20 protein-coding genes are annotated in these 23,780 nt (G+C 67.0%); 12 read left to right on the forward strand and 8 right to left on the reverse strand.

Features of this window, described 5'->3' with window-relative positions; translation table 11 throughout:
* The first annotated feature begins 47 nt into the window (after positions 1-47).
* Complete coding sequence (locus tag HPC46_RS26160; RefSeq protein WP_179475104.1) at positions 48-791, forward strand: beta-phosphoglucomutase family hydrolase; 744 nt, start codon at positions 48-50, stop codon at positions 789-791.
* Positions 788-3,151, forward strand: coding sequence for a glycoside hydrolase family 65 protein (locus HPC46_RS26165; RefSeq protein WP_179475105.1), 2,364 nt, complete (start codon positions 788-790; stop codon positions 3,149-3,151). The genes HPC46_RS26160 and HPC46_RS26165 overlap by 4 nt, the downstream gene beginning before the upstream one ends.
* Here HPC46_RS26165 and HPC46_RS26170 read toward each other — a convergent pair.
* Complete coding sequence (locus tag HPC46_RS26170; RefSeq protein WP_179475106.1) at positions 3,148-4,884, reverse strand: GMC oxidoreductase; 1,737 nt, start codon at positions 4,882-4,884, stop codon at positions 3,148-3,150. The two genes, HPC46_RS26165 and HPC46_RS26170, sit on opposite strands and share 4 nt — an antisense overlap.
* 270 nt (positions 4,885-5,154) lie before the next feature.
* On the opposite strand from HPC46_RS26170, the gene HPC46_RS26175 reads away from it, so the two are divergent.
* From HPC46_RS26175 to HPC46_RS26205, 7 genes are all read left to right on the forward strand, one after another.
* Entirely contained in the window at positions 5,155-6,264 is a 1,110-nt protein-coding gene (locus HPC46_RS26175) for a polyprenyl synthetase family protein (RefSeq protein WP_179475107.1), read from the forward strand.
* An 18-nt stretch (positions 6,265-6,282) separates the two neighbouring features.
* On the forward strand, positions 6,283-7,809 hold the full coding sequence (gene crtI, locus HPC46_RS26180; protein ID WP_179475108.1) for a phytoene desaturase family protein: 1,527 nt from the start codon (positions 6,283-6,285) through the stop codon (positions 7,807-7,809).
* Positions 7,809-8,777, forward strand: coding sequence for a phytoene/squalene synthase family protein (locus HPC46_RS26185; RefSeq protein ID WP_179475109.1), 969 nt, complete (start codon positions 7,809-7,811; stop codon positions 8,775-8,777). The genes crtI and HPC46_RS26185 overlap by 1 nt, the downstream gene beginning before the upstream one ends.
* Positions 8,774-10,297: an FAD-dependent oxidoreductase gene (locus HPC46_RS26190; protein WP_179475110.1), complete on the forward strand. Its 1,524-nt coding sequence runs from the start codon at positions 8,774-8,776 to the stop codon at positions 10,295-10,297. Before HPC46_RS26185 ends, HPC46_RS26190 begins: the two co-directional genes overlap by 4 nt.
* A complete protein-coding gene (locus HPC46_RS26195; RefSeq protein WP_179475111.1) occupies positions 10,294-11,295 on the forward strand; it encodes a Rieske (2Fe-2S) protein in 1,002 nt (333 codons plus the stop codon). Before HPC46_RS26190 ends, HPC46_RS26195 begins: the two co-directional genes overlap by 4 nt.
* Positions 11,296-11,307: 12 nt before the next feature.
* A complete protein-coding gene (locus HPC46_RS26200) occupies positions 11,308-11,673 on the forward strand; it encodes a DUF2784 domain-containing protein (RefSeq protein ID WP_179475112.1) in 366 nt (121 codons plus the stop codon).
* A 98-nt stretch (positions 11,674-11,771) separates the two neighbouring features.
* On the forward strand, positions 11,772-12,356 hold the full coding sequence (locus tag HPC46_RS26205) for a MarR family winged helix-turn-helix transcriptional regulator (protein ID WP_407665566.1): 585 nt from the start codon (positions 11,772-11,774) through the stop codon (positions 12,354-12,356).
* Here the strand turns inward: HPC46_RS26205 and HPC46_RS26210 are convergent.
* Together HPC46_RS26210 and fni are read right to left on the reverse strand one after the other, a co-directional pair.
* Positions 12,282-13,577 carry a glycosyltransferase gene (locus HPC46_RS26210; RefSeq protein WP_179475113.1) on the reverse strand — a complete coding sequence of 432 codons (1,296 nt, stop codon included), beginning with the start codon at positions 13,575-13,577 and terminating at the stop codon, positions 12,282-12,284. The genes HPC46_RS26205 and HPC46_RS26210 overlap by 75 nt on opposite strands.
* Before the next feature lie 8 nt (positions 13,578-13,585).
* A complete protein-coding gene (fni, locus tag HPC46_RS26215; protein WP_179475114.1) occupies positions 13,586-14,620 on the reverse strand; it encodes a type 2 isopentenyl-diphosphate Delta-isomerase in 1,035 nt (344 codons plus the stop codon).
* Between the two features lie 161 nt (positions 14,621-14,781).
* Here fni and HPC46_RS26220 point away from each other — a divergent pair, with 161 nt between their 5' ends.
* Positions 14,782-17,043, forward strand: coding sequence for an MMPL family transporter (locus HPC46_RS26220; RefSeq protein WP_179475115.1), 2,262 nt, complete (start codon positions 14,782-14,784; stop codon positions 17,041-17,043).
* On the opposite strand, the gene HPC46_RS26225 is transcribed toward HPC46_RS26220, so the two are convergent.
* Both HPC46_RS26225 and guaB read right to left on the reverse strand, forming a co-directional pair.
* On the reverse strand, positions 17,003-18,130 hold the full coding sequence (locus HPC46_RS26225) for a GuaB3 family IMP dehydrogenase-related protein (protein ID WP_179475125.1): 1,128 nt from the start codon (positions 18,128-18,130) through the stop codon (positions 17,003-17,005). The two genes, HPC46_RS26220 and HPC46_RS26225, sit on opposite strands and share 41 nt — an antisense overlap.
* A 20-nt stretch (positions 18,131-18,150) precedes the next feature.
* Positions 18,151-19,728: an IMP dehydrogenase gene (gene guaB / locus HPC46_RS26230; RefSeq protein ID WP_005140161.1), complete on the reverse strand. Its 1,578-nt coding sequence runs from the start codon at positions 19,726-19,728 to the stop codon at positions 18,151-18,153.
* Positions 19,729-19,827: 99 nt separating this feature from the next.
* Here guaB and HPC46_RS26235 point away from each other — a divergent pair, with 99 nt between their 5' ends.
* Positions 19,828-20,232 carry a DUF5319 domain-containing protein gene (locus HPC46_RS26235; RefSeq protein WP_036340680.1) on the forward strand — a complete coding sequence of 135 codons (405 nt, stop codon included), beginning with the start codon at positions 19,828-19,830 and terminating at the stop codon, positions 20,230-20,232.
* A gap of 12 nt (positions 20,233-20,244) precedes the next feature.
* Here the strand turns inward: HPC46_RS26235 and HPC46_RS26240 are convergent, their stop codons facing one another.
* From HPC46_RS26240 to HPC46_RS26250, 3 genes are all read right to left on the reverse strand, one after another.
* Positions 20,245-21,531, reverse strand: a complete 1,287-nt coding sequence (locus tag HPC46_RS26240) for an anti-sigma-D factor RsdA (protein WP_179475116.1) — start codon at positions 21,529-21,531, stop codon at positions 20,245-20,247.
* Positions 21,524-22,102, reverse strand: a complete 579-nt coding sequence (locus HPC46_RS26245) for a sigma-70 family RNA polymerase sigma factor (protein ID WP_005140154.1) — start codon at positions 22,100-22,102, stop codon at positions 21,524-21,526. Before HPC46_RS26245 ends, HPC46_RS26240 begins: the two co-directional genes overlap by 8 nt.
* 88 nt (positions 22,103-22,190) lie before the next feature.
* Positions 22,191-23,006, reverse strand: a complete 816-nt coding sequence (locus tag HPC46_RS26250; protein ID WP_179475117.1) for a serine/threonine-protein kinase — start codon at positions 23,004-23,006, stop codon at positions 22,191-22,193.
* A gap of 378 nt (positions 23,007-23,384) precedes the next feature.
* On the opposite strand from HPC46_RS26250, the gene HPC46_RS26255 reads away from it, so the two are divergent.
* Positions 23,385-23,693, forward strand: a complete 309-nt coding sequence (locus tag HPC46_RS26255) for a WhiB family transcriptional regulator (protein WP_179475118.1) — start codon at positions 23,385-23,387, stop codon at positions 23,691-23,693.
* Positions 23,694-23,780 lie beyond the last annotated feature (87 nt).

Consider the following 23,780-nt stretch of genomic DNA (forward strand, 5'->3'; position numbering starts at 1 on the left):
CAGAACGGGAATGGACACCCCGGGGTTGAGCGACATGGAGGTGGCACGTGCTGGGATTGCCCGACGGGGTGAAGGCTTGCCTGTTCGACCTCGACGGCGTGCTCACCGACACCGCCAGAGTGCACACCAAGGCCTGGAAAGCCATGTTCGACGGCTATCTCGAGCGACGGGCACAGCAGGCCCACACCGCGTTCGTCCCGTTCGACCCCACGGCGGACTACCGCACCTATATCGACGGCAAGCCCCGCCAGGACGGGGTTCGCTCGTTCTTGGCCAGCCGCCACATCGAGCTCCCTGAGGGTGACGTCTCCGACCCATCCACCGCTCAGACGGTCAACGGATTGGGCAACCGCAAGAACCTCCTCTTCCAGCAGCTGCTGGACAAGCACGGGGTCGACGTGTTCGACGGATCCCGCCGTTACCTGAAGGCGGTACGCGACGCGGGTCTGTCGGCCGCGGTGGTGTCCTCCAGCGCCAACACCGGCAAGGTGCTCCAGATCACCGGCCTCGACGATCTGGTGCAACAACGGGTCGACGGCATCACGATTCGCGAGGAGCATCTGCGCGGCAAGCCCGCACCCGATTCGTACCTTCGCGGCGCGCAACTGCTCGGCGTCAGCCCCGAACAAGCCGCGGTGTTCGAGGACGCCCTTGCCGGTGTGGCGGCGGGCCGGGCGGGAAAATTCGGGGTCGTGGTCGGCGTCGATCGCCTGGGTCAGGCGGATGCCTTGCGGCGCAACGGCGCCGATGTCGTCGTCACCGATCTCGCTCAATTGCTGGACGAGCAGTGATCAACGGCGAGGCGTTCCCGATCGAGCCGTGGCAGGTCCGGGAAACCCACCTCAATCTGGACCAGCTGGCCCAGTCGGAGTCATTGTTCGCATTATCCAACGGGCACATCGGGTTACGGGGAAACCTCGATGAAGGCGAACCGTTCGGCATCCCCGGCACCTACCTCAACTCGTTCTACGAGACCCGGCCACTGCCCTATGCGGAATCCGGTTTCGGTTATCCCGAAGACGGCCAGACGATCGTCGACGTGACCAACGGCAAGATCCTTCGGCTGCTGGTCGATGACGAGCCCTTCGACGTGCGCTACGGCGATCTCGAGGAACACGAGCGGATTCTGGACCTGCGCGCCGGAACCATGATCCGCAACGTGCTCTGGCGTTCACCGGCGGGCAAGAAGATTCAGCTGGTGTCGACGCGGCTGGTGTCGCTGGTTCAGCGCTCGGTGGTCGCCATCGAGTACCTGGTCGAGGCGGTCGGCGAATTCACCCTTGTCACTGTGCAATCCGAACTCGTAGCCAACGAGGATCAGCCCGAGCGTTCCAATGATCCCCGGGTTTCCGCGGTGCTCAAGCACCCGCTGGAGCCGGTCCATCACGAATCCACGAAGGACGGCTCACTGCTGGTGCACCGCACCAAGGCGAGCAAGCTGATGATGGCCGCCGCGATGGACCATCTGGTCGAGGTGCCCGGCCGGGTCGAGGTCGACTCGATGGCGTCGGAAAACCTGGCCCGTACCACCGTGATCTGCGGACTGCGGCCCGGTCAGCGGTTGCGCATCGTGAAGTTCCTCGCCTACGGCTGGTCGAGCCTGCGGTCACGCCCCGCACTGCACGACCAGGTGGCTGGGGCGCTGGCCGGAGCCCGATACACCGGATGGGAAGGCCTATTACGCAGCCAGCACGAGTATCTCGACGAATATTGGGACTGCGCCGACGTCGAGGTCGACGGCGACCCGGGCTGTCAGCAGGCAGTGCGATTCGGGCTGTTTCACGTACTGCAGGCCAGTGCGCGTGCCGAACGCAGGTCGATCCCCGGCAAGGGCTTGACCGGTCCCGGCTACGACGGCCACGCGTTCTGGGACACTGAGGGTTTCGTGCTGCCGGTGCTGACCTACACCAAGCCCGAGGCGGCGGCCGACGCGCTGCGCTGGCGCGCTTCGATCCTGGATCTCGCCAAGAAGCGCGCCGAACAACTGGACCTCAACGGCGCGGCGTTCCCGTGGCGGACGATTCACGGCGAGGAGTGTTCGGCCTACTGGCCGGCCGGCACCGCGGCCTGGCACGTCAACGCCGATATCGCGATGGCCTTCGAGCGGTACCGCACGGTCACCGGCGATCATTGCCTCGAATCTGATTGCGGTCTGGGGGTTCTCGTCGAGACCGCGCGGCTGTGGATGTCGCTGGGCCACCATGACCGCGACGGCGTGTGGCATCTCGACGGCGTCACCGGACCTGACGAGTACACCGCTGTGGCACGCGACAACGTGTTCACCAATCTGATGGCCGCACACAACCTTCATACGGCCGCCGATGCGTGCAACCGCAACACCGAGGCCGCCTACGCGATGGGTGTCAGCACCGACGAGACGGCCTCCTGGCGCCACGCGGCCGAGCACGCCCACATCCCCTACGACCAGGACCTGGGCGTGCATCAGCAATGCGAAGGTTTCACCCGGCTGCGCGAGTGGGACTTCACCGCCAACACCGGCTACCCACTGCTGCTGCACCACCCCTACGTCCGGCTCTACCCCGCCCAAGTGATCAAACAACCCGACTTGGTGCTGGCGATGCAGTGGCGCAGCCATGCCTTCACCCACGACGAAAAGGCACGCAACGTCGACTATTACGAGCGGCGGACGGTGCGCGATTCGTCGTTGTCGGCCTGCACCCAGGCGGTGATGTGCGCTGAGGTCGGCCACCTCGAACTGGCGCACTCCTACACTCGAGAGGCGGCGCTGATCGACCTGCGCGATCTGCACAACAACACCCGCGACGGCCTGCACATGGCGTCGTTGGCCGGGACGTGGACGGCGCTCGTCGCCGGCTTCGGCGGCCTGCGCGACGACGAGCACATCCTCTCGCTGGATCCGCAGCTGCCGGAAAAGATCTCGCGGCTGAAGTTCGGGGTGCACTGGCGCAAGTACCGGCTGGCCGCCGAGATCGATCACCGCGAGGTGACGTACACCCTGCGCGACGGGCCTGACGGCCAGCTCACCATCCGGCACGCCGGTGAGGAGTTGACGCTGACCACACGCACGCCCACGACGGTCTCGCTACGAGCCCGCCGGGCACTGCTTCCGACGCCCGAGCAGCCACCGGGACGTGCACCGCGCCGGCACGTCGAACCCGAGAAGCCCTAGCCCCCGGTGTTGACCGGCTCGATCGGCAGGCGCCGCAGCCCGCCCGGCGCATCGACGGGCACCACCGGGTTCTTCGGTTCGATCGGCGCCAGCCGCCGGTACGGCTGGCCCTGCGCGGGACGCTGGTCGTCCTCGTCTTTGTTGGGCCACAACGACGTTGCTCGCTCGGCCTGGGCCGTGATCGACAGCGACGGATTGACACCGAGATTGGCCGAGACCGCGGCCCCGTCCATCACGTGCAGCGTCGGGTAGCCATACACCCGCTGATACGGGTCGATGACACCGTGTTCGGGGGTGTCACCGATCGCGGCGCCGCCGAGGAAGTGCGCGGTCAGCGGGATGTTGAACAGCTCTCCCCAAGTGCCGCCGGCAACACCGTCGATCTTCTCCGCAACCCGGCGAGTGACCTTGTTACCGGCCGGAATCCACGTCGGATTGGGTTCGCCGTGTCCCTGCTTACTGACCATCCTGCGCTTCCCGAACAGGCCCCGCTTGGTGTAGGTGGTGATCGAGTTGTCCAGATGCTGCATAACCAACGAGATCATGGTGCGCTCGCTCCACCTTCGTGGGCTGAGCATCCGCAGCATGGCCCTCGGATCCTCACCGGCGTTGTCCAGCAACTGCTTCCAGCGTGGCACATCGCTGCCTTCGGGGCCTGGCCCGTCGGTCATCAGCGTCTGCAACAGACCCATCGCGTTGGACCCCTTGCCGTAGCGCACGGGTTCGACGTGGGTGTCGGGGCTCGGATGGATCGACGACGTGATGGCCACGCCGTGGGTGAGGTCAAGATCCGGGCGCGCCTGCAAACGTCCTGCGCCCACGATCGATTCCGAGTTGGTCCGGGTCAGAACCCCGAGCTTGTCGGAAAGTTTCGGCAACGTGCCGGTGTCACGCATCTTGAACAGCAATTGCTGGGTGCCCCAGGTCCCCGCGGCCAGGATGACGTGGCGGGCAGTGAACGTCCGGCGGTTCTTGCGGACCCACCGGCCGGTACGCACGGTGTCGATCTCCCAGACACCGTCGGAGCGTTGCGCGAACCCGGTGACGGTGGTCATCGGAAAGACCTGCGCCCCAGCCCGTTCCGCCAAGCCCAGGTAGTTCTTGACGAGGGTGTTCTTCGCGCCGTGCCGGCAGCCCGTCATGCACTCCCCGCATTCGATGCAGCCGGTGCGAGCCGGGCCGACACCGCCGAAGTACGGGTCGGGCACGGTCCTACCCGGGGTCTTCTCGCCGTTGACGCCGAAGAACACCCCCACCGGCGTCGGGGTGAAGGTGTCGCCGACGCCCATCTCGTCGGCCACTTCTTTCATGATTCGGTCGGCGTCGGTGAACGTCGGGTTCTTCACCACACCGAGCATCCGCTGCGCCTGGTCGTAGTGCGGCATCAGCTCGGCACGCCAGTCGGTGATGTTCTTCCACTGCGGGTCGTTGAAGAACGGCTCGGGCGGGACATACAGAGTGTTGGCGTAGTTGAGCGAACCACCGCCCACACCGGCGCCGGCCAGGATCATCACGTTGCGAAGCAGGTGGATCCGCTGAATGCCGTAGCACCCCAGGCGCGGCGCCCAGAGGAACTCGCGCAGCCGCCAGGACGTCTTGGCGAACTCGTGGTCGGCGTAGCGGCGGCCGGCCTCAAGAACGCCCACGTGGTAGCCCTTTTCGGTGAGCCGCAGCGCGCTGACGCTGCCGCCGAAACCCGAACCGATGATCAGAACGTCAAAATTCGGCTCCATCGAACCAGTATGAACTTACCGGCGGGTAACAAGCTAGAGAGGGACACCTAACTGTTTTTGCCCGCTGAGCAAGACTGGCGAAGATCCGAGTCATTCATTAAGTTAATGATTAATTAAGTGAATGACTAAAGATGGCTCGCCGGCCGTGCCGAGCCGTCGGCCAGTCTCTCGGCGAAAGGTTGCGAAGCGGTGAATCAGAACCTTCGCGGGTCCGCGCCGAGCCTTCAGCGCAAGGGGGCACGGGTGGGCGATGTGCGTGGGCTTCCACAGATGACAGTGGTCGAGTCCGCATCCACGAGCCCGGTGGGTCTCCCCACGGTCGGCCACTTCGACTCCTGGCGAACGGAGTTGCGGCACACAATTCTGGCGCAGATCACCGAATTCATTGCCGCCCGCTGCGCTGACACCTTGGCGTACTGCGGCGTCGATGCCGCAGGCGACACGCTCATGGATTTCGTGGACGGCGGCAAGTGCCTGCGGTCGACCTTCATGTATCTGGGCTGGTTGTGTGGGGCACCGCCGGACGAAGCCGCGCTGGCCGCGACCGGCAGCCTTGAGCTCATCCACGTCTTTGCGTTGCTGCAAGACGACGTGATGGACAATTCGCCCTCGCGGCGCGGCCGCCCCGCAGCACACATTCAGCTCGCGGAGTGGCATGGCAGGCGCGGCCTGGCGGGATCATCGCGACGATTCGGTGAGTCGGCAGCGGTTCTGCTCGGCGATTTGTGCCTGATCTGGGCCGAGCGAGTACTGCGGGAAAGCGGTCTGGGCGCCGATCAGCTCGACCGCGCCTGGCCCCGTTACGACGCGATGCGCACCGAGCTGGCGACCGGCCAGTTCGCCGATCTGGCGTTGGACGTGCGCAAGTCGCCCAGCTTGGAGGCTGTACTACGGGTGGCACGGATGAAGTCCGGCAACTACACCGTGCGGCGCCCCCTGGAGATCGGGGCTGCGCTGGCCGGCTGCGACGATCACACGTTGACCCGGCTCGGCGAATACGGCGTCGCGGTCGGCGAGGCGTTCCAGCTCCGCGACGACATCCTGGGCATCTTCGGCTCGCCCGAGACGACGGGCAAGCCCAATGGCGGCGATCTGATCGAACGCAAGGCCACCAGCGTCATGGTCACCGCCCACCAGATGGCCGACCCGTCCACGCGGGAGCAATTCGGTGAACTGATCAACAGCGGGTTTCTCGACGACGCGGACCTGGAGCGCTGGCGAAACCTCATCGTCGCCACTGGTGCCGTGCAACGGATCGAAGGCCTGATCGCCGACCGGGTGCAGGCCGCGCATCAGGCACTCGACGACAGCCGCATCGACCGGTCGGTACGGGCGGCGTTGCTGGACATGGCCAGCGTCTGCACGCGGCGCGCCGCATGAGCAAGGGGTGATGGACTGATGCGAACTCTGTCGGGGCCGACCGACCGGGTGATCGTCGTCGGCGCGGGGTTCGCCGGCCTGTCCGCCGCGCTGCACCTCGCCGGCCGAGGCCGAGAGGTCACGGTCGTCGAGCGTGAGCCGTGGCCCGGTGGGCGCGCCGGCCGGCGCGACGTCGGCGGGTACCTGCTCGACACCGGGCCGACGGTGATCACGATGCCGGACCTCATCGATGAAGCGTTCGCCGCAGTCGGCGAAAACACTTCTCTACGTGTGGAACTGCTCCCCGTCGAGCCCGCGTACCGAACCGAGTTCGCCGACGGCGCCGGCATCGACGTCCACACCGATGCCGACCGGATGGCCGCGGCGGTGCGCGACTTCGCAGGCCCCCGGGAGGCCGCGGGATACCTGGCGTTGCGGGAGTGGCTCGACAAGTTGTACCGGACCGAGTTCGCGGGTTTCATCGCCGCCAACTTCGACTCGCCGGTGTCGATGCTGACCCCCCAGCTGGCTCGGCTGGCCGGGCTTGGCGGTTTCCGCAAATGGGAGACCATGGTCAAGCGCCACATCGCCGACCCGCGACTGCAACGGGTTTTCACCTTCCAGTCGCTGTACGCGGGAGTCGCTCCGCAACAGGCTCTCGCGGTGTATGCGGTGATCGCGTACATGGACACCGTCGCGGGCGTCTTCTTCCCGCGCGGTGGTGTGCGGGCGTTGTCCGACGGGCTCGCCGCCGCGGCGAAGAACGCGGGCGTCACATTCCGTTACGGGTCCACGGTCACCGAACTCGAGCGCACGGCTGATCGCGTCAGCGCGGTGATCACGGATACCGGCGAACGCATCTCGTGCGACGCGGTGGTGCTCACCACGGAGCTGCCGCTGACCTACCAGTTGCTCGGTCGCAGGCCCAGAAGGCCGCTCCCGCTGCGAACGGCGCCTTCGGCGGTAGTGCTGCACCTGGGGTGCCGGGCGACCGCAGCGGGCGATGCCCGGCTGCCGCACCACACCATCCTTTTCGGCGCTGAGTGGGATCAAACGTTCACCGACATCATCCGAGACGGCCGCCTGATGCAGGACCCGTCGCTGCTGGTGACCCGCCCGACGGCCAGCGACACGAGCCTCGCTCCACCGGACCGCGAGCTGCTCTATGTGCTCGCACCCGCACCGAACCTGGCTCGCGGCCGCATCAATTGGGCCGACGCCGCGCAACCCTACGCACGATCGTTGCTCGACACCGTCGAACAACGGCTGCTGCCGAATCTGGGTGACGACGTCGAACTGCTGCACCTCGACACCCCCGCCGACTGGGCCCGTCAGGGCATGACCGACGGCACCCCGTTCGCGCTCGCGCACACCTTCGCCCAGACCGGGCCGTTTCGACCGGCCAACCTGATCCGCGGCATCGACAACGTGGTGTTGGCCGGATCATCGACGACCCCCGGCGTCGGCGTTCCGACCACCTTGATCTCCGGGCGACTGGCCGCGGACCGGATCACCGGGACCCCATCCCGGTCGACGACCAACCTCGACCTGAAAGCCCGGCACTGATGATCCACACCGAACTGTCGGCAGCAGGCATCGACGACCCACGGCTGCGCGCGGCATACCGCCACTGTCGACACATCGCGGCCAAGAACGGACGGACGTATTTCCTGGCCACCCGGCTACTCGCCCCCGATCAGCGCCCCGCCGTTCACGCGCTCTACGCCTTTGCGCGCTACGCCGACGACATCCTCGACGAATTCAACCCCGAGTTGGACACCGCGGTGCGCGGGGAACGCCTGCAACGCTTGTCCGAGCAGTTCTTCTCCCACGCGGACCGGGACGACGAGCCGGTACTGGTGGCCGTCGACCACACCGTGGCCCGCTACCGGATTCCCGGCGATCTGTTCGAGGACTTCCTGAGATCCATGCGCATGGACCTCACCGTCACCGACTATCCGAACCGTGCCGCACTCAACCAGTACATGCGCGGATCGGCGGAAGTGATTGGCCTGCAAATGCTTCCGGTCCTGGGAACGGTCGGCGATCCCGCGGAGGCTGAACCGTACGCGGCGGCATTGGGCCAGGCCTTCCAGCTGACCAACTTTCTGCGCGACGTCGACGAGGACCTGGTACGCAATCGCGTGTACCTCCCCGCCGACGAGCTGGCCGCCCACGGCGTGGACCGGGAGCTGCTGGCTTGGTGCCACGACCACCGCCGAACCGACCACCGCGTGCGCAACGCTTTGGCGGATCAGCATGAGACGACGCGGAAGATCTACCGCTTCGCCGCCCAGGGCATTCCCACTCTGGCCGCGCGTTCGCGCCCTTGCGTCGCAACCGCATTGACGCTCTACTCGGAGATCCTCGATCGCATCGAGGCATCCGATTTCGCGGTGTTCAGTCACCGGGCCACTGTTGGGACGGGGCGACGGCTGGTGGTCGCGGGCGGCGCGCTGGTGCGGTCGTGGCGCGCCCGCAGGAGCGGCCACGGAACACCGCGGCCGCAACGGCGTGGGCCCGGTGCGGCGTGACCGACCGCCGACGCCAGCGACATCCGGCACCGCAGGGGGCGGCCGACGCCCACAGCTTGTCGGCCCAGCCCCGCGCGGTCGTCATCGGCGGCGGCATCGCCGGGTTGACCGCCGCGACCGCCCTTGCCGAGCGCGGCATCGCCGTCCAGGTGGTGGAGAAGGAGGGCTACCTCGGCGGCCGGGTCGGTGGCTGGACCGAACACCACGACGGGGCCGAGTTCCCGATGAACCGCGGATTCCATGCGTTCTTCCGCCAGTACTACAACCTTCGGGCGCTGCTCGGCAGGATCGACCCGCAGCTGCGCATGCTGACCCCGGTGGACGACTACCCCCTGATCGACGGTGCGGGCCGACGCGACACCTTCCGTGGCCTACCCCGGACACCACCATGGAATGCGCTGATGTTCGCGCTGCGGAGTCCGACGTCCCGGCTGCGGGATCTGGTCCGGATGGATGCGCGGGCCGCAGCGCCCCTGGCCGCGGTATCCGTGCCCGACACGTATCATCGGCTCGATCACCTTGACGCCGAAACGTTCTTGAAGGACATCAATTTCCCGGAATCGGCCCGTCATCTCGCTTTCGAGGTGTTCTCCCGGAGCTTCTTTGCCGAGCCATCCCAGCTGTCGGCGGGTGAGTTGGCGACGATGTTCCACATCTATTTCCTCGGCTCCAGCGAGGGCCTGATCTTCGACGTTGTCAACGCCAACTTCGATGCGGGACTGTGGAACCCACTGCGGGACTACCTCAGTGACATCGGCGTTCGGTTCGCGATGAACACCCGGGTCCGGCGCGTCGATACCGCCGGCACCGCGGAGTTCCGCGTGCACACCGATGCCGGTGATCCGATCGACGCGGACGCTGTCGTCCTGGCCGCCGATGTGGCCGGCCTGCAAGCCATCGCCGCAGAGTCCGAGACCCTCGGGAACTCACTGTGGCACGAGCACATTCGCCAGCTCCGCAGCGCTCCACCCTTTGTCGTGCATCGGTTGTGGCTGGACCGGCCGGTAGCATCCGTCCGGCCCGCATTCCTCGGCACGTCGGGCCATGAGCCGCTGGACAACATCAGTGTGCTGGACCGCTACGAAAGCCAAGCCGCCGCGTGGGCCAGAAACCACCAGGGTTCGGTCGTCGAATTGCATTCCTATGCATTGAATTCCGCGGCGGGGAGCGAGCAAGGCGTGCGGCAGTTGCACAAACTCTACCCGGAGACCGCCTCGGCGAATGTCGTCTACGAACGGGTGTTGCAGCGCAACGACTGCCCGCTGTTGGCGCCGGGAACCTACACCCGCCGGCCACATATCGTGACCCCACAACCCGGTTTGGTGTTGGCGGGCGACGGAATTCGCGTCGATCTGCCCGTCGCACTGATGGAACGCGCCGCGACCACCGGCTGGCTGGCGGCCAACCATCTGCTGACCGGCTGGGGACTCGCGGGACACGATCTCTACACCGTTCCGACCAGGGGAAGATCACCACTGCTGCGCTCGCTCGCACTGCGCCAGGAGCGCACCGCACCATGAGCGTGAGTGACCATCTGCGCCGGCGCTGGCCCAAACACTGGCCGCTGCAGATCGTTCCGGTTGTCCCCTGGGCCGACCAACGTCCCCTGTACGCCGAAGCGAGGCCCGGAATCATCGAGGCGGCGCTCGATCGCGCGCTGGGCCGGCCGACCGGAAACTGGTTCGCGTTCGCGGCAAGCCACGACGTTCGCGGTGACCGTCCACTGGGTGCGCGGGTCGCCGGCGTCGAGCTGGTCGCCTGGCGCGGCCGCCACGGTGAGCTGATGGTGGGACCGGCGGGATGCCCGCACATGGGAGCGGACCTGGCGACCGGAACCGTTTCCGGCGGCACACTGTTCTGCCCCTGGCACGGGCTGGCCGTCGACGGCGCGGCGTGCGCCTTGAAATGGGTTCGGCTGCCCAGCCATGACGACGGTGTCCTGGCGTGGGTGCGCCTGGACGCCGTCGGCGGGGAAACTCCGCTGGATCAGCCCGTCATTCCCGCTCGCCCCGAAGGGGAGACGCTGGCAGCCGTCACCCGCAGCGTCGGGGTGTGCGAACCCAGTGACATCATCGCCAACCGCCTCGACCCATGGCACGGCGCCTGGTTCCATCCACACTCCTTCGCCCTGCTCGACGTGCTGTCCACGCCCACTGACGACGACGACCGCTACGTCGTCTCCGTCACCTTCCGGGTCGGACGACTGGGCGTACCCACCATTGCCGAATTCACCTGCCCCGACGCACGCACCATCGTGATGCGAATCGTCGAGGGCGAAGGTGTCGGCAGCGTCGTCGAAACCCACGCGACCCCACTCGGTGCAGGGCCGGACGGGCAGCCCAGCGTCGCGGTGCTCGAAGCGGTGATCGCGCAGTCGCCGCGGCCGGGCTTCCGGGTTGCACGCGCAATGGCACCGCTGGCCACGCGACTGATACGGCACGCCGGCGACCGGCTGTGGCGCGACGACCTGGAGTACGCCGAACGCCGATACCGACTCCGCCGGGACGCATCGCGCTAGCCTGGCCTCGTCATGAAGAACGTCCACATCGCAACTGTCATCGCAGCCGTGGCCGCCCACTTCGGCTATCTGATCTACCTGCCGAGCGGCGGTTTCCTGGCACTGCGCTGGCGACGGACATTCTGGCTGCACCTGCCGGCCGTGTGCTGGGGAATCGGCGTCGTGGCCATGGACCTGCCCTGCCCCCTGACAACACTCGAACAGCGCGCGCGGCGCTCGGCCGGCATGGATCCCCTGCCCGAGACGGGATTCGTCGGCCGCTATGTGGCCGGTGTCGTGTTCCCTGCCAACCGGACCCGCGTCGCCCAGGCGCTTGCGTTCATCGCGGCGGCGGTGTCCTGGATCGCGCTGGCAGTCCAAACCCGCCGAGCCGAATAGGACGAGCCGTTCGGCGACTTTCCCACCCGGGCACTCCGTTGCGAACATTCCGGCCGGTGACACCGTAACCTTGAAAACCTGATGAAGGACGCGGGTAGGTGAGCAACAAACGCCGTACGGTCGATCCTGCGCTGGACCGGACTGAGTTGGAACGGCAGCTGTCCGCTGACGTGCGGGCAATGACCGCCCGATCCGACCGCGTCGGACGCTATTTCGCTCGCGCGAACGATGTCAACAACAGCGACTTCCACGCCCTGCTCCACATCATGGTGGCCGAGACCGCGGGCGTTCCGCTGACCCCCGCGCAACTGCGCCAGCGCATGGACCTGTCGCCGCCGGCGATCACCTATCTTGTCGACCGCATGATCGAGTCGGGTCACATCCGGCGGGAACCAGATCCCAACGACCGACGCAAATGGCTGCTGCGCTACGAGGATCGCGGGATGGCGCTGGCTCATGACTTCTTCAGGCCCCTCGGATCTCGAATCAGTGCGGCGCTGGCCGATCTCGACGATGACCACCTGCTCGCCGCCCATCAGGTTTTCCTCGCGATGATCTCGGCGATGGCCACGTTCGAGGACGAACTCGGGGTAGTCGACGTGCCCGCGTCAGCGCGCGCCGGGCGGGCCACCACCGCGCGGCGGGCTGGCAGGAAGACCCGTCCCAGCCCGCGCCCGGACTGAGAGAAGTCGCTGTTCGATCAGCACTGCCCCCCGTTGCACACCGCCGGTGGCGGCGAAGCCCGTTGCCACCCGGCGCGCTCCGGCGGTCATTGCGGATGCGCGCAGCACCGCACCGCGGAGACGGCGGGGCGTGAGCCGTTTGGGCGGCAATCGGGTGCCGCAGCCCGCAATTTGCACCCGGCGCGCGACTTCGGCCTGGTCACGGGCGAACGGCACCACACACACCGGTACGCCGCGGTCGAGCGCCTTGACAGTCGTTCCCATGCCCCCGTGGGTGACGACGCACATCGCACGGTCCAGGACCGCGGCGTGCGGCACGAACCGGCACACCGTCGAATTCGGTGTGCGGGGCAATCCCGCGGGTATGCCGGCAGGGAAGGTGACGACGACGTGAACAGGCTGATCGGCCAGCGCCAGTAGCGCAGTGCGCCCCAGCCGCTCGTCACCCTGGGCGATCGAGGACGTGCCGACGAGCACGATGGGCCGGTCCACGGCGGCCAGCCACCGCGGCTCGGGCCGCGGAACCTGTTCGAACACACAGGAACCGATGAAATGCACGGTGTCCGGCCAATCGGGGTGCGGATACTCGAACGGTTCGCCTCCCACCGCCAGCAGCAGCGGCGCCCTGCGCATCAGTGCATCAACGGACCCAACCGGAGATGCGCCCAGGCCCGCCCGGATCGTGTTGATCCTGGGCAGTACCGGGCGGTCGAAGAGCATCCTGACAACCGGTCGCATCACCCCGTCGCGGATGCCGCCGACGACTCCGGTCAGCGGCCGTAGACCCGGCCCGAAGGGTGGTGCATATCGTGAATGCAGATAAGGCGTGAACGGTGAAAACACCGACCAGGGAACGTCTCCGGCGTCCGCAGCCGATATGGCGCCCCAGCAATTAGCATCGATGATGACCGCGTCGGGTCGTACCATATCGACCGCGCGGCGATAGTCCCCGACCTCGAGCGCGGCCCGGCGACAGAGCACATCGGTGGACCGCTTGAGGACTCCCAGCGCACCGCTCGCCAGCCAATCTTGTCCATCGATGGCCTCGATTCGCGGATCGACCGCCTCGGCGCACAAGCCCGCCGCACGCATCGCGTCGACTTGGCCGGCCATGGTACGCAGATGGACCTGGTGACCCCGCCGAGCCAATTCGACCAGCAGCGCCGCAAGCGGATAAACGTGACCGAGGGCCGGCGACCCGTAGGCCAGAATCACTGCCATCGAATCGCCTAGCTTGCGCCAACCACACCAAGGCCGCGCAGCGCCGCCAGATTTGTTGCGCCGCAACCATGCAGGCATACCCGAAGCTCGGTCAGGAACATCTGCAGCCACTCGGTGACCGCCGCTACCGAATCGATGGCGGCAGCAAGGAGAGGGCGCGCGACAGCCACCACATCGGCACCCATCGCCAGAGCTTTGGCCGCATCAGAACCCGTTCGGATCCCGCCGGATGCCACCAACGGGATGCGCGGTAGTGCGGCGCGGACTTCCAAAAGCGCTTGGGCCGTGGGTATCCCCCAATCCGCCAAATCTGGGTAGCGTAGCTCGCCGTAGCGGACCAGCTGCTCGACACGCGACCAGGACGTGCCGCCCGCGCCTGCCACATCGATCGCCGCTACGGGCGGTTCACCGGTGGCCAGCAACAGTTCGCGTACCGCAGTAGCCCCGATTCCGTGGCCCACCTCCTTGAGAAGCACCGGACGGTCCACCATCGGCACCACCTCATGCAATCGGTCGAGGGAGCCGACGCAGTCCGTGTCGCCGTCCGCCTGCATCGCTTCCTGCAATGGATTCGTGTGCACCGCAAGGGCATTTGCACCGACCCGGTCGAGTGCGGAAACTATTTCCGGTACCGCCTCCTTGGTCAGCTGCGCAAGTCCGATATTGCCGATCAGTAGCACATCGGGTGCCACGTCGCGGACCGCGAAGCTCGTGGCTGCCTGCTCGCCCAGCGCGCTGCTGAACATCACCCGCTGCGAGCCCAGCATCATCCCGATGCCGAGTTGCTGAGCCGCGGCCGCCAGATGGCGGTTGATGACACCCGAGAGGTCCGCTCCGCCGGTCATGGCACCGATGAGTACCGGGGCTCGCAGCCGGGATCCAAGGAAGTCGGTGGACAGGTCGACGTCGTCCATCCGGGTTTGGGTCAGGGCGTTGTAGGGCAGCCGATAGCGTTCGAGGCCCGTCGTGACACCGCGGTAGGCGACGTCACCATCCAGACAAACGTCGATGTGCCGACGTTTGCGGTGTTCGAGCAACGACATGCCACCTACCACCTCGTCTCAGTGCCCGCGATTGCACCCAGACTACCCTCGAACGATTACTTAGTTAAATCATTGAATAGTTCAGTGAGTGAATATAAGTTGGTTAACGGCTTGGCCGACAGGCGGATTGATCATGACATCTTCCAACAAAATATTTCACAATGTTAATGTTTAAGCTGATTAAGCTATCTGTGGCGGCGCCGCGACGGATCATCGCGGCTGCCGCAGTGCTGCTGATCGCCACCGCCGTCTTCGGGATTCCAGCAGCCTCGAGCCTGTCTGCCGGGGGCTTTGTCGATCCCGGTTCGGAGTCCGCGCGCGCATCAGCGACCCTGGCCGACACCTTTGGCCAAGGCGACATGGACTTGGTCGTCGTGGTCGATTCGCAGGCCGGGTTCGCGACGGGGGCCGCCCGCTCCGTCGGCACCGACATCACCAGGGATCTGGCCGCGTCACCGTTCGTATCGCAGGTCATCTCTCCGTGGGGCAGCCCACCGGTGCCCGGCACACTGTCCGGCGACGGGCGATCAGCGATGATCGTGGCCGCGATCAAGGGCGACGAGAACACCGCGCCGAAACGAGCCCGAGCCCTCGCCGACCGGCTACCGGGCAGCACCAGCGATGTCCAGGTGCACGCGGGCGGGTCCGCGCTGGTCTTCTCCGAAATCGGTCGCCAGACCGAGCAAGACTTGATCCGAATGGAATCCATCGCAATCCCGCTGAGCTTCCTTGCGTTGGTCTGGGTCTTCGGCGGCCTCGTCGCGGCCGCCCTGCCGGTGGCTGTTGGCGGGTTCGCCATCGTGGGTTCACTGGCGGTCCTGCGGGCGATGTCCTTTGTCACCGACGTATCGATCTTCGCTCTCAACGTCGCGGTGGCGTTGGGATTCGCTTTGGCCGTCGACTACACCCTGTTGATCATCAGCCGCTACCGCGAGGAGCTGGCCGACGGCGGCTCCCGTGAGCAAGCCCTGGTGCGCACCATGACCACCGCCGGTCGCACTGTCCTGTTCTCGGCGACGACTGTTGCCCTCGCACTGGTTTCGATGGCGCTGTTTCCGATGTACTTCCTCAAGTCGTTCGCCTACGCCGGAGTGGCCGTCGTGGGGTTCGCCGCCTTCGCGGCGGTGGCCCTGACCCCGGCCGCGATCGTGCTGGCGGGCGACCGGCTCGATGCGTTGAACGTCCGGCGATGGCTCCGGCAGAAACTCGGCCGCGGCCGGCGGCCGCGGCACGCCACCGAACGCACCGGGTGGTACCAGATGGCGAAGTTCGTTATGCGCCGGGCAATTCCACTCGGCTTGGTACTCACCGCGGCATTACTGGTACTCGGCGCGCCGTTTCTTCGAGTCAAGTGGGGCAACCCCGACGACCGGGTATTACCCACGTCGTCGTCGGTGCGGGCCGTCAATGACCGGGTCCGCGCGGACTTTCCGATGAATTCCACCACCGCGGTCAAGATCGTCCTGCCCGACGTCTCCGGACTGACGGATCCGGAACTGGACAGCTACGCCGCCCAGTTGTCCGGCGTGCCCGACGTGACCGCTGTGTCCGGACCGACGGGCACGTTCGTCGGTGGCCAACGCAGGGGGCCGCCGACGGCACCGGCCGGAAGGACCGCCAACAGCGCCTTTCTGACCGTGGAAACCACCGCACCGCTGTACACCAAGGCGTCCGACGACCAGCTGGACCGACTACACGCCGTCGCGCCGCCACGAAACACCTCCGCACAGTTCACCGGGGCGGCACAAACGAATCGCGATGGCGTACAAAGCATTACATCGCGCCTGCCGGTGGTGCTCGGTTTCATCGCGGTCGTCACGCTGATACTGCTGTTCCTGCTCACCGGCAGCGTCGTGTTACCGATCAAAGCGGTGCTGCTGAACATCCTTTCGCTCACGGCGGCATTCGGCGCGCTCGTGTGGATATTCCAGGAGGGACATCTGTGGGCGGCCGGTACCACTCCCACCGGCACGTTGGCCGTCAACATCCCGGTGCTGATGTTCTGCATCGCATTCGGGTTGTCCATGGACTACGAAGTCTTCCTGCTCTCGCGGATCCGCGAGTACTGGCTCGCGTCGCCCCGAACGAGTGCCGACAACGACGAGAGCATCGCGCTTGGCATCGAGCGCACCGGGCGGGTGGTGACCGCCGCCGCGCTCCTGATGACGATCTCATTTGCCGCACTGATATTCGCCGGAGTGTCGTTCATGCGCATGTTCGCCGTCGGCCTCACGATCGCGATCGTGGCCGACGCAACGGTGGTGCGCATGCTGTTGGTGCCCGCATTCATGCATGTGCTCGGCACCTGGAACTGGTGGGCGCCCGCGCCGCTGGCACGATTCCACCAGCGCCTGTTCCCGTCCGGTGGGCCGGCCCGCGAAACTAGCGGCCTACAGTCAGCCCGACCTTCTGGAATTCCTTGAGATCGCAATAGCCGGCCTTGGCCATCGACCGGCGCAGGCCGCCGACCAGGTTCAGCGAGCCGAACGGGTCGTCGGACGGCCCGTTGAGCACCCGGTCCAACGACGGGCGCTCCCCCGCCGCGATCTGCAGGAGCGCGCCGCGCGGCAGCGACGGGTGCGCGGCGGCCACCGGCCAGAACCAGCCGTCCCCGAGCGCCTCGGCGGACTCGGCGAGCGGGGTGCCCAGCACCACCGCGTCGGCTCCGCAGGCAATGGCCTTGGCCAGGTCACCGGAGGTGTGGATATCGCCGTCGGCCAGCACGTGCACGTAACGCCCACCGGTCTCGTCCAGGTATTCCCGGCGCGCAGCCGCGGCGTCGGCGATCGCCGTCGCCATCGGGACGCTGATGCCGAGCACCTCGTCGCTGGTGGTCACGCCCAGCGTCGAGCCGTAGCCGACGATCACGCCGGCCGCGCCCGTGCGCATCAGGTGCAGTGCGGTGCGGTGGTCCAGAACGCCACCGGCCACCACCGGGATGTCGAGCTCGGAGATGAAGGTCTTGAGGTTCAGCGGCTCCCCGTCGGATGCCACCCGCTCGGCGGAGATGATCGTGCCCTGGATGACCAGCAGGTCGATGCCGGCCTGGACCAGCGCCGGCGTCAAAGCCTGCGCGTTCTGCGGACTCACCCGGACCGCCGTGGTGACCCCGGCGTCGCGGATGCGGGCCACGGCCGCGCCGAGCAACTCGGGGTCCAGCGGTGCGGCGTGCAGCTGCTGCAGCAGCCGGATCGCGGCCGACGGTTCGGGCTCCTTGTCGGCGGCCTCGATGACTTCGATGATCTTGGCCGCGACGTCGGCGTGCCGGCCGATCAGACCTTCGCCGTTGAGGACCCCGAGCCCGCCGAGACGGCCCAGTTCGATCGCGAACTCCGGGGACACCAGGGCATCGGTCGGGTGCGCGACGACGGGGATCTCGAACCGGTAGGCGTCGAGCTGCCAGGCCGTGGAGACGTCCTGGGACGAGCGGGTCCGGCGGGACGGAACGATGTTGATGTCTTCGAGTTCGTAAGTGCGGCGGGCAGTTCTGCCCATGCCGATTTCCACCATGTCTCGCATCTGCTGAGCCCCTAGCGCGCGTAGTAGTTCGGCGCTTCGGCAGTCATCGTGATGTCGTGCGGATGGCTCTCCTTGAGCCCTGCCGCCGTGATCCGGACGAACTGCGCCTGCTGCAACGCCTCGATGGTTGCCGCACCGGTATACCCCATCGCTGCGCGAAGGCCGCCGGTGAGCTGGTGGATGACCGTCGACAGCGGGCCGCGGAACGGCACCCGGCCCTCGATGCCCTCGGGTACCAGCTTGTCCTCGGACAGCACATCGTCCTGGAAATAGCGGTCTTTGGAGTAGGACTTCGCCGCCCCGCGTCCCTGCATGGCGCCCAGGGACCCCATGCCTCGGTAGCTCTTGAACTGCTTGCCGTTGACGAAGATCAGCTCACCGGGGGCCTCGGCGGTGCCGGCCAGCAGGGAGCCGAGCATCGCGGTCGACGCGCCCGCCGCCAGCGCCTTGGCGATGTCACCGGAGTACTGCAGCCCGCCGTCGGCGATCACCGGCACGCCGGCCGGCGCGCACACCGCAGTGGCCTCCAGGATCGCCGTGATCTGAGGTGCACCCACCCCGGCGACCACGCGGGTGGTGCAGATCGAGCCGGGTCCGACCCCGACCTTGACGGCGTCGGCGCCGGCCTCGACGAGCGCGGCGGCCGCGCTGCGGGTGGCGACGTTGCCGCCGACCACCTCCACCCGGTGCCCGACCTCGGCCTTGAGCTTGCCGACGGTGTCGAGCACCCGGCGGTTGTGGGCGTGAGCGGTGTCGACGATCAGCACATCCACCCCGGCGTCGACCAGAGCCATGGCGCGCTCCCAGGCGTCATCGCCGACGCCGACCGCCGCGCCGACCAGCAGGCGGCCGTCACTGTCCTTGGTGGCCAGCGGGTGCTGCTCGGTCTTGACGAAGTCCTTGACAGTGATCAGACCGGTCAACCGGCCATGCCCGTCGACGATCGGCAGCTTCTCGATCTTGTTGCGCCGCAACAGGCCCAGCGCGGCGTCGGCGGTCACGCCCTCCTGCGCGGTGATCAGCGGCGCCTTGGTCATCACCTCGGCGACCGGCTTGCTCATATCGACTTCGAAGCGCATATCGCGGTTGGTGATGATCCCGACCAGCGAACCCTGCGCGTCGACGACCGGCAGGCCCGAGATGCGGAACCGGGCGCACATCGCGTCGACCTCGGCCAGGGTGTTCTCGGGCGAACAGGTCACCGGGTCGGTGACCATGCCGGCCTCGGACCGCTTGACCATCTCCACCTGGCCGGCCTGCTCGGCGATCGACAGGTTGCGGTGCAGTACTCCCATGCCGCCCTGGCGGGCCATCGCGATCGCCATCCTGGCCTCGGTCACGGTGTCCATCGCGGAACTGACCAGCGGCACCTTGAGCCGGATCTTCTTGGTCAGCTGGCTGGAGGTGTCGGCGGCGGCGGGCACCACGTCGGAGGCGGCGGGAAGTAGCAGGACGTCGTCGAATGTCAGGCCCAGCATCGCGATCTTGTTCGGGTCGTCCCCGCCGGTGGGAACCGAATCCCCCAGCAGGCCATTCAGATGCGCGGTCAGGCCGTCGATGCGGCCGGCGCTGCCTTCGGCAATGGTCATCGGTGGGCCCCCATCAGCTGGCGGAATGTGGACCCCATCCTATCGGCTCGCGGTTGCGTTCCCTGGCGCGATACCCGCTGCGTTACGTAGTGTGGAGCCGTGCGCGACCACCTCCCACCAGGCCTGCCACCAGATCCGTTCGCCGACGACCCCGCCGATCCGTCGGCTGCATTGGATGCGTTGGAACCCGGACAGCCGCTGGACCCTCAGGAGCGCGCCGCGGTGGAGGCCGATCTGGCCGACCTTGCCGTCTACGAGGCGCTGCTGGCGCACCGCGGAATCCGCGGACTCGTGGTCTGCTGCGACGAATGCCAACAAGACCACTATCACGACTGGGATATGTTGCGCGCCAACCTTCTTCAGCTGTTGGTCGACGGCACAGTCCGCCCGCACGAACCCGCTTACGATCCTGAACCGGACGCCTATGTCACGTGGGATTACTGCCGTGGGTACGCCGACGCCTCGCTCAATGAAGCGACATCGGACTACGACGGCTTCCGCTGAGCGCGGACCAACTCAGTTCCCGTCGCTGCTTCCGCTGCTGTGACTGCCGCCGGAACTCGGCAGCTTCGGCAACTGCGGCATCGGCATCACCATCGTGGTGGTGATCACAGCAGCCGGCGGTTGTGTCTTCGGCGCCTGAATGACCGTCGACGGTATCGAGATGATCGGTTGCTGGGTCGCGGTCGGGATTGAGGCTGTCGTGGGAGCCGACGATTGCTGCACGACCGTAGACGTGCTCGCCGCGGCCGGAGACTCAGCCGCTGCAGCGGTGGTCGTTGCGGCCGCCGGTGCCTGAGCCGCAGCGGACGCACTCGTCGTCGTCGTAGCCGCGGGCAGTGTGGTGGTCGTCGTCGTGGTCGTCGGCGCAACGGTCGTGGTGGTCGTCGTCGGCGCGACCGTGGTCGTGGTGGTCGACGTCGGCGCAACCGTGGTCGTGGTGGTCGTCGTCGGCGCAACCGTGGTCGTGGTCGGGTCGACCGTCGTCGTCGGGGTGTCTGACGGCGTCGTCGGAGTGTCCGACGGCGACGGCCCGAATGTGCCGGTGCTGTCCGGCGTCGTCGAGATCGTGATCGGCGGCAGGCTCGGGACGCTGGTCGGCGGCACCTCGGGCCCGTCGGTCGGGGTGATCACCGCCGGAACCAGCTCAGTGGCCGACGGCGGGACCGTGTAGGTGATACCGGGCGGCACGGTGGCCTCCGGATCCTGCTGCACAACCTTCGCCGACAATTCGTTCCACTGCTCGAGCACCTGCTGCTTCTGCGGCGCGTCGGCGACTGCGGCCACCTGGTTGTTGACCTCGACCAGCTTGGCCTGGGCCGCGGCCCAGTCGCCCTGCTCGACCAACTGCTGGACCTGTTTGAGCTGCTCGGTGGCGTTGGCGAGGGTGACCTGGTCGTCGCGGACCTGCTTGGGCTCGCCGAACAACCATGTGCGCAGCCCATACAGCGCGTCCCCGGGGCCGGCACCGGCCACGACAGCACCGAAGCCGCCCAGCGCCAGCACACCGGCCGCCGCCGCGCCCACGATGCTCAGGCCTCGCCGGCTGCGCCCACTGCTCTGCTTCTCGGCCAGGCCGGTGCGCAGCGCGGCGACGGCGTCACGTTCGGTGATCAGTCCGGTCGCCGGCGGCCAGCGCATCTCGTCACGCCACCCGCCGAGCAGTTCGGCCAACATGGCGTCGCCCTGGTCCTGCGGGGTGACCTGCTGACCGGCGGCCAGTGCGTCGATGAAACGGTCGCTGCTGACGATGGCGTCCAGCGACGGATCGTCGCCGCGGGAGTTGCGTCCGAAGTCAGGCATAGCCGTGACCTCCCGCCGTGATCTCGCCCTTGAGCTTGGCCAGCGCACGGTGCTGGGCGACTCGCACCGCACCCGGTGTGCTGCCGACCGCCTCGGCGGTCTCCTCCGCGGACATCCCGACCACGATGCGCAGGATCAGGATCTCCCGCTGCTTCTCGGGCAGGACCTCCAACAACTTGTTCATCCGCGCAGCCGAGTCAGCCTGTACTGCCATCTGCTCGGGACCCGCTTCCAGCGAGTACCGCTCCGGCACCACATCAGTGGGGTCGGATTTGTTCCGGCCGGCCGCGCGGTGTGCGTCGGCGACCTTGTGCGCAGCGATGCCGTATACGAAGGCCAGGAAGGGGCGACCCTGATCCTGGTAGCGCGGCAGCGCCTGGATGGCGGCCAAGCAAACCTCCTGAGCGACGTCGTCGGCAGAGAGGCCAACCCGCTCCGTGGCGCCGAGGCGGGCCCGGACATAACGGACCACGATGGGGCGGATGGTCTCCACAACTTCACGGAGGGCATCACGGCTGCCGGCCACCGCTTCAGCAACGGCCGCGTCGAGACGATCTCCTGGAACTGTCATCGACGGCGATATCTCCAACGTTACGAACGGGAAGCTTCCCGGCAGCCACTGCGACTAGACAATATCGGCCCAAACTGCAGATCGGGCGTTAGCCGGGGCTCCACCGTCCGCCGCGCCGTGTGATAACGCCTGCACAATCGTCGCGGATGGCCGAGACCTGCTGAGACGTAAGTGTTGCACTATCGATATCGGCCAGCAGACACGCCAGCGCCCAACGCAACGGAACCAGGCCATAGGTCTGGGTTTCGCTCAGCGCGGCGTCGGCGACTTCGCGGGCGAGCTCAGACGAACCCGCGCAGCACAGTGCCGCGGCGAGCACCACATCGCTCTTGACGCGATGGCGCCGCAACTCCGGCGACACCTTCTCGGCAATCGCGACTCCGCGCCGCGCGTGGGTCACGGCGTCCTCACCGCGGCCACCGGCCATCGCCAGCTCGGCGCTGACCCACGCCAGCCGGATCTCGAGACGAGTCGGCACCGTGTCGGCTTCGCGCATCATCGTCTCGGCCCGCTCGAGCAGTCGGGCCGAGGCCGCGAGCCGGCCCACCCCCAGTGCGTCGGCGGCGAGCCCGACGACGGCGTCGACACCGGCTTGCAGGGTCAGGGGGTCGTCGCCGGCGGTCTGCGCCAGTGCCAGCGCGCGGCCATCCCAGCCGGCGGCCGCACGGTGGCCGCCGAGTTGGCGCAGCAACGACGCCTCGGTGCTCAGCGACAGCGACGCGCACGCTGCGGTAGGTCGGTGACGCCGCAGGGCCGCGAGGTCGGAGCGCGCGCTGCTGTAGCGCCCTTGGCCCGCTGCGGCGACCGCCCGCAGCCACCATTGGTCGGGCGTGTTCGCTGCCGGCAGCGGCCAGCAGCCCGGGTTGTCGCCGAAGGCGGCGGCGGCCAATACGGTGGAGTTCATCTGACCCGGCACGCTATCAACCGGCCGGGTCGATCTGGCCAGTTAACAGTTCGTGGTCGTGATGTTACGGCCATGTTTACTACCTATTGAGCGCTAGGAAATCAGGCGGCCAGGCCTGAGGTGCCTTCCTGCGCAAATCACGAATTCATCACGATCGACACGTGTCAGTTACCACGTGGCCCGGCGACCGTGGGTCGCAATGATGAACGTGATGTAAATTCTCGAGCTGCGATTATGTGATTGCGCACATAAGTCGACTATTGACTCGCTTTGCGCAGCGCCCCTAACTTTGTGGGCACGAGTAGTCATAGGCGACAGTGCTCGGATCGGTTCCACAACTCACGCATGCGAAAGATGTGCGGAGAGAGGGGTTTTCCAATGCCACAGCCGCAGCAGCTACCCGGCCCGAACGCCGACATCTGGGATTGGCAGATGCAAGGCCTTTGCCGAGGTGTCGATTCGTCGATGTTTTTCCATCCCGACGGGGAGCGTGGCCGCGCCCGCGCACAGCGTGAGATGCGCGCGAAGGAAATGTGCCGGAGTTGCCCGGTGATCGCGCAGTGCCGTTCACATGCATTGGCTGTCGGAGAGCCTTACGGCATCTGGGGCGGATTGAGTGAATCGGAGCGTGAGTTGTTGCTCAAGCGGGTCAAGTCCAGGGGCGTGGTGTACGACGTCGTCGTGTGATTCTTCGATGTGATGGTTCAGGCGGTCAGTGCCGCGGGGGTGGCCTCCTGTTCGGTCGGTGAGCTCTGATCGGCTCGGGATTTGCTG

The sequence above is a fragment of the Mycolicibacterium vinylchloridicum genome (genome assembly GCF_013404075.1).
GTDB classification, from domain to species: Bacteria; Actinomycetota; Actinomycetes; order Mycobacteriales; family Mycobacteriaceae; genus Mycobacterium; species Mycobacterium vinylchloridicum.

Coding starts and splice junctions, on each gene's coding strand:
- HPC46_RS26210 (WP_179475113.1), bottom strand. CDS start 13,577: ATGGCAGTGATTCTGGCCTACGGGTCGCCGGCCCTCGGTCACGTTTAT.
- HPC46_RS26170 (WP_179475106.1), bottom strand. CDS start 4,884: ATGGAGCCGAATTTTGACGTTCTGATCATCGGTTCGGGTTTCGGCGGC.
- HPC46_RS26185 (WP_179475109.1), top strand. CDS start 7,809: ATGATCCACACCGAACTGTCGGCAGCAGGCATCGACGACCCACGGCTG.
- HPC46_RS26245 (WP_005140154.1), bottom strand. CDS start 22,102: ATGACAGTTCCAGGAGATCGTCTCGACGCGGCCGTTGCTGAAGCGGTG.
- HPC46_RS26250 (WP_179475117.1), bottom strand. CDS start 23,006: ATGAACTCCACCGTATTGGCCGCCGCCGCCTTCGGCGACAACCCGGGC.
- guaB (WP_005140161.1), bottom strand. CDS start 19,728: ATGACCATTGCCGAAGGCAGCGCCGGCCGCATCGACGGCCTGACCGCG.
- HPC46_RS26195 (WP_179475111.1), top strand. CDS start 10,294: ATGAGCGTGAGTGACCATCTGCGCCGGCGCTGGCCCAAACACTGGCCG.
- crtI (WP_179475108.1), top strand. CDS start 6,283: ATGCGAACTCTGTCGGGGCCGACCGACCGGGTGATCGTCGTCGGCGCG.
- HPC46_RS26255 (WP_179475118.1), top strand. CDS start 23,385: ATGCCACAGCCGCAGCAGCTACCCGGCCCGAACGCCGACATCTGGGAT.
- HPC46_RS26200 (WP_179475112.1), top strand. CDS start 11,308: ATGAAGAACGTCCACATCGCAACTGTCATCGCAGCCGTGGCCGCCCAC.
- HPC46_RS26240 (WP_179475116.1), bottom strand. CDS start 21,531: ATGCCTGACTTCGGACGCAACTCCCGCGGCGACGATCCGTCGCTGGAC.
- fni (WP_179475114.1), bottom strand. CDS start 14,620: ATGTCGTTGCTCGAACACCGCAAACGTCGGCACATCGACGTTTGTCTG.
- HPC46_RS26220 (WP_179475115.1), top strand. CDS start 14,782: ATGTTAATGTTTAAGCTGATTAAGCTATCTGTGGCGGCGCCGCGACGG.
- HPC46_RS26175 (WP_179475107.1), top strand. CDS start 5,155: ATGACAGTGGTCGAGTCCGCATCCACGAGCCCGGTGGGTCTCCCCACG.
- HPC46_RS26225 (WP_179475125.1), bottom strand. CDS start 18,130: ATGGTGGAAATCGGCATGGGCAGAACTGCCCGCCGCACTTACGAACTC.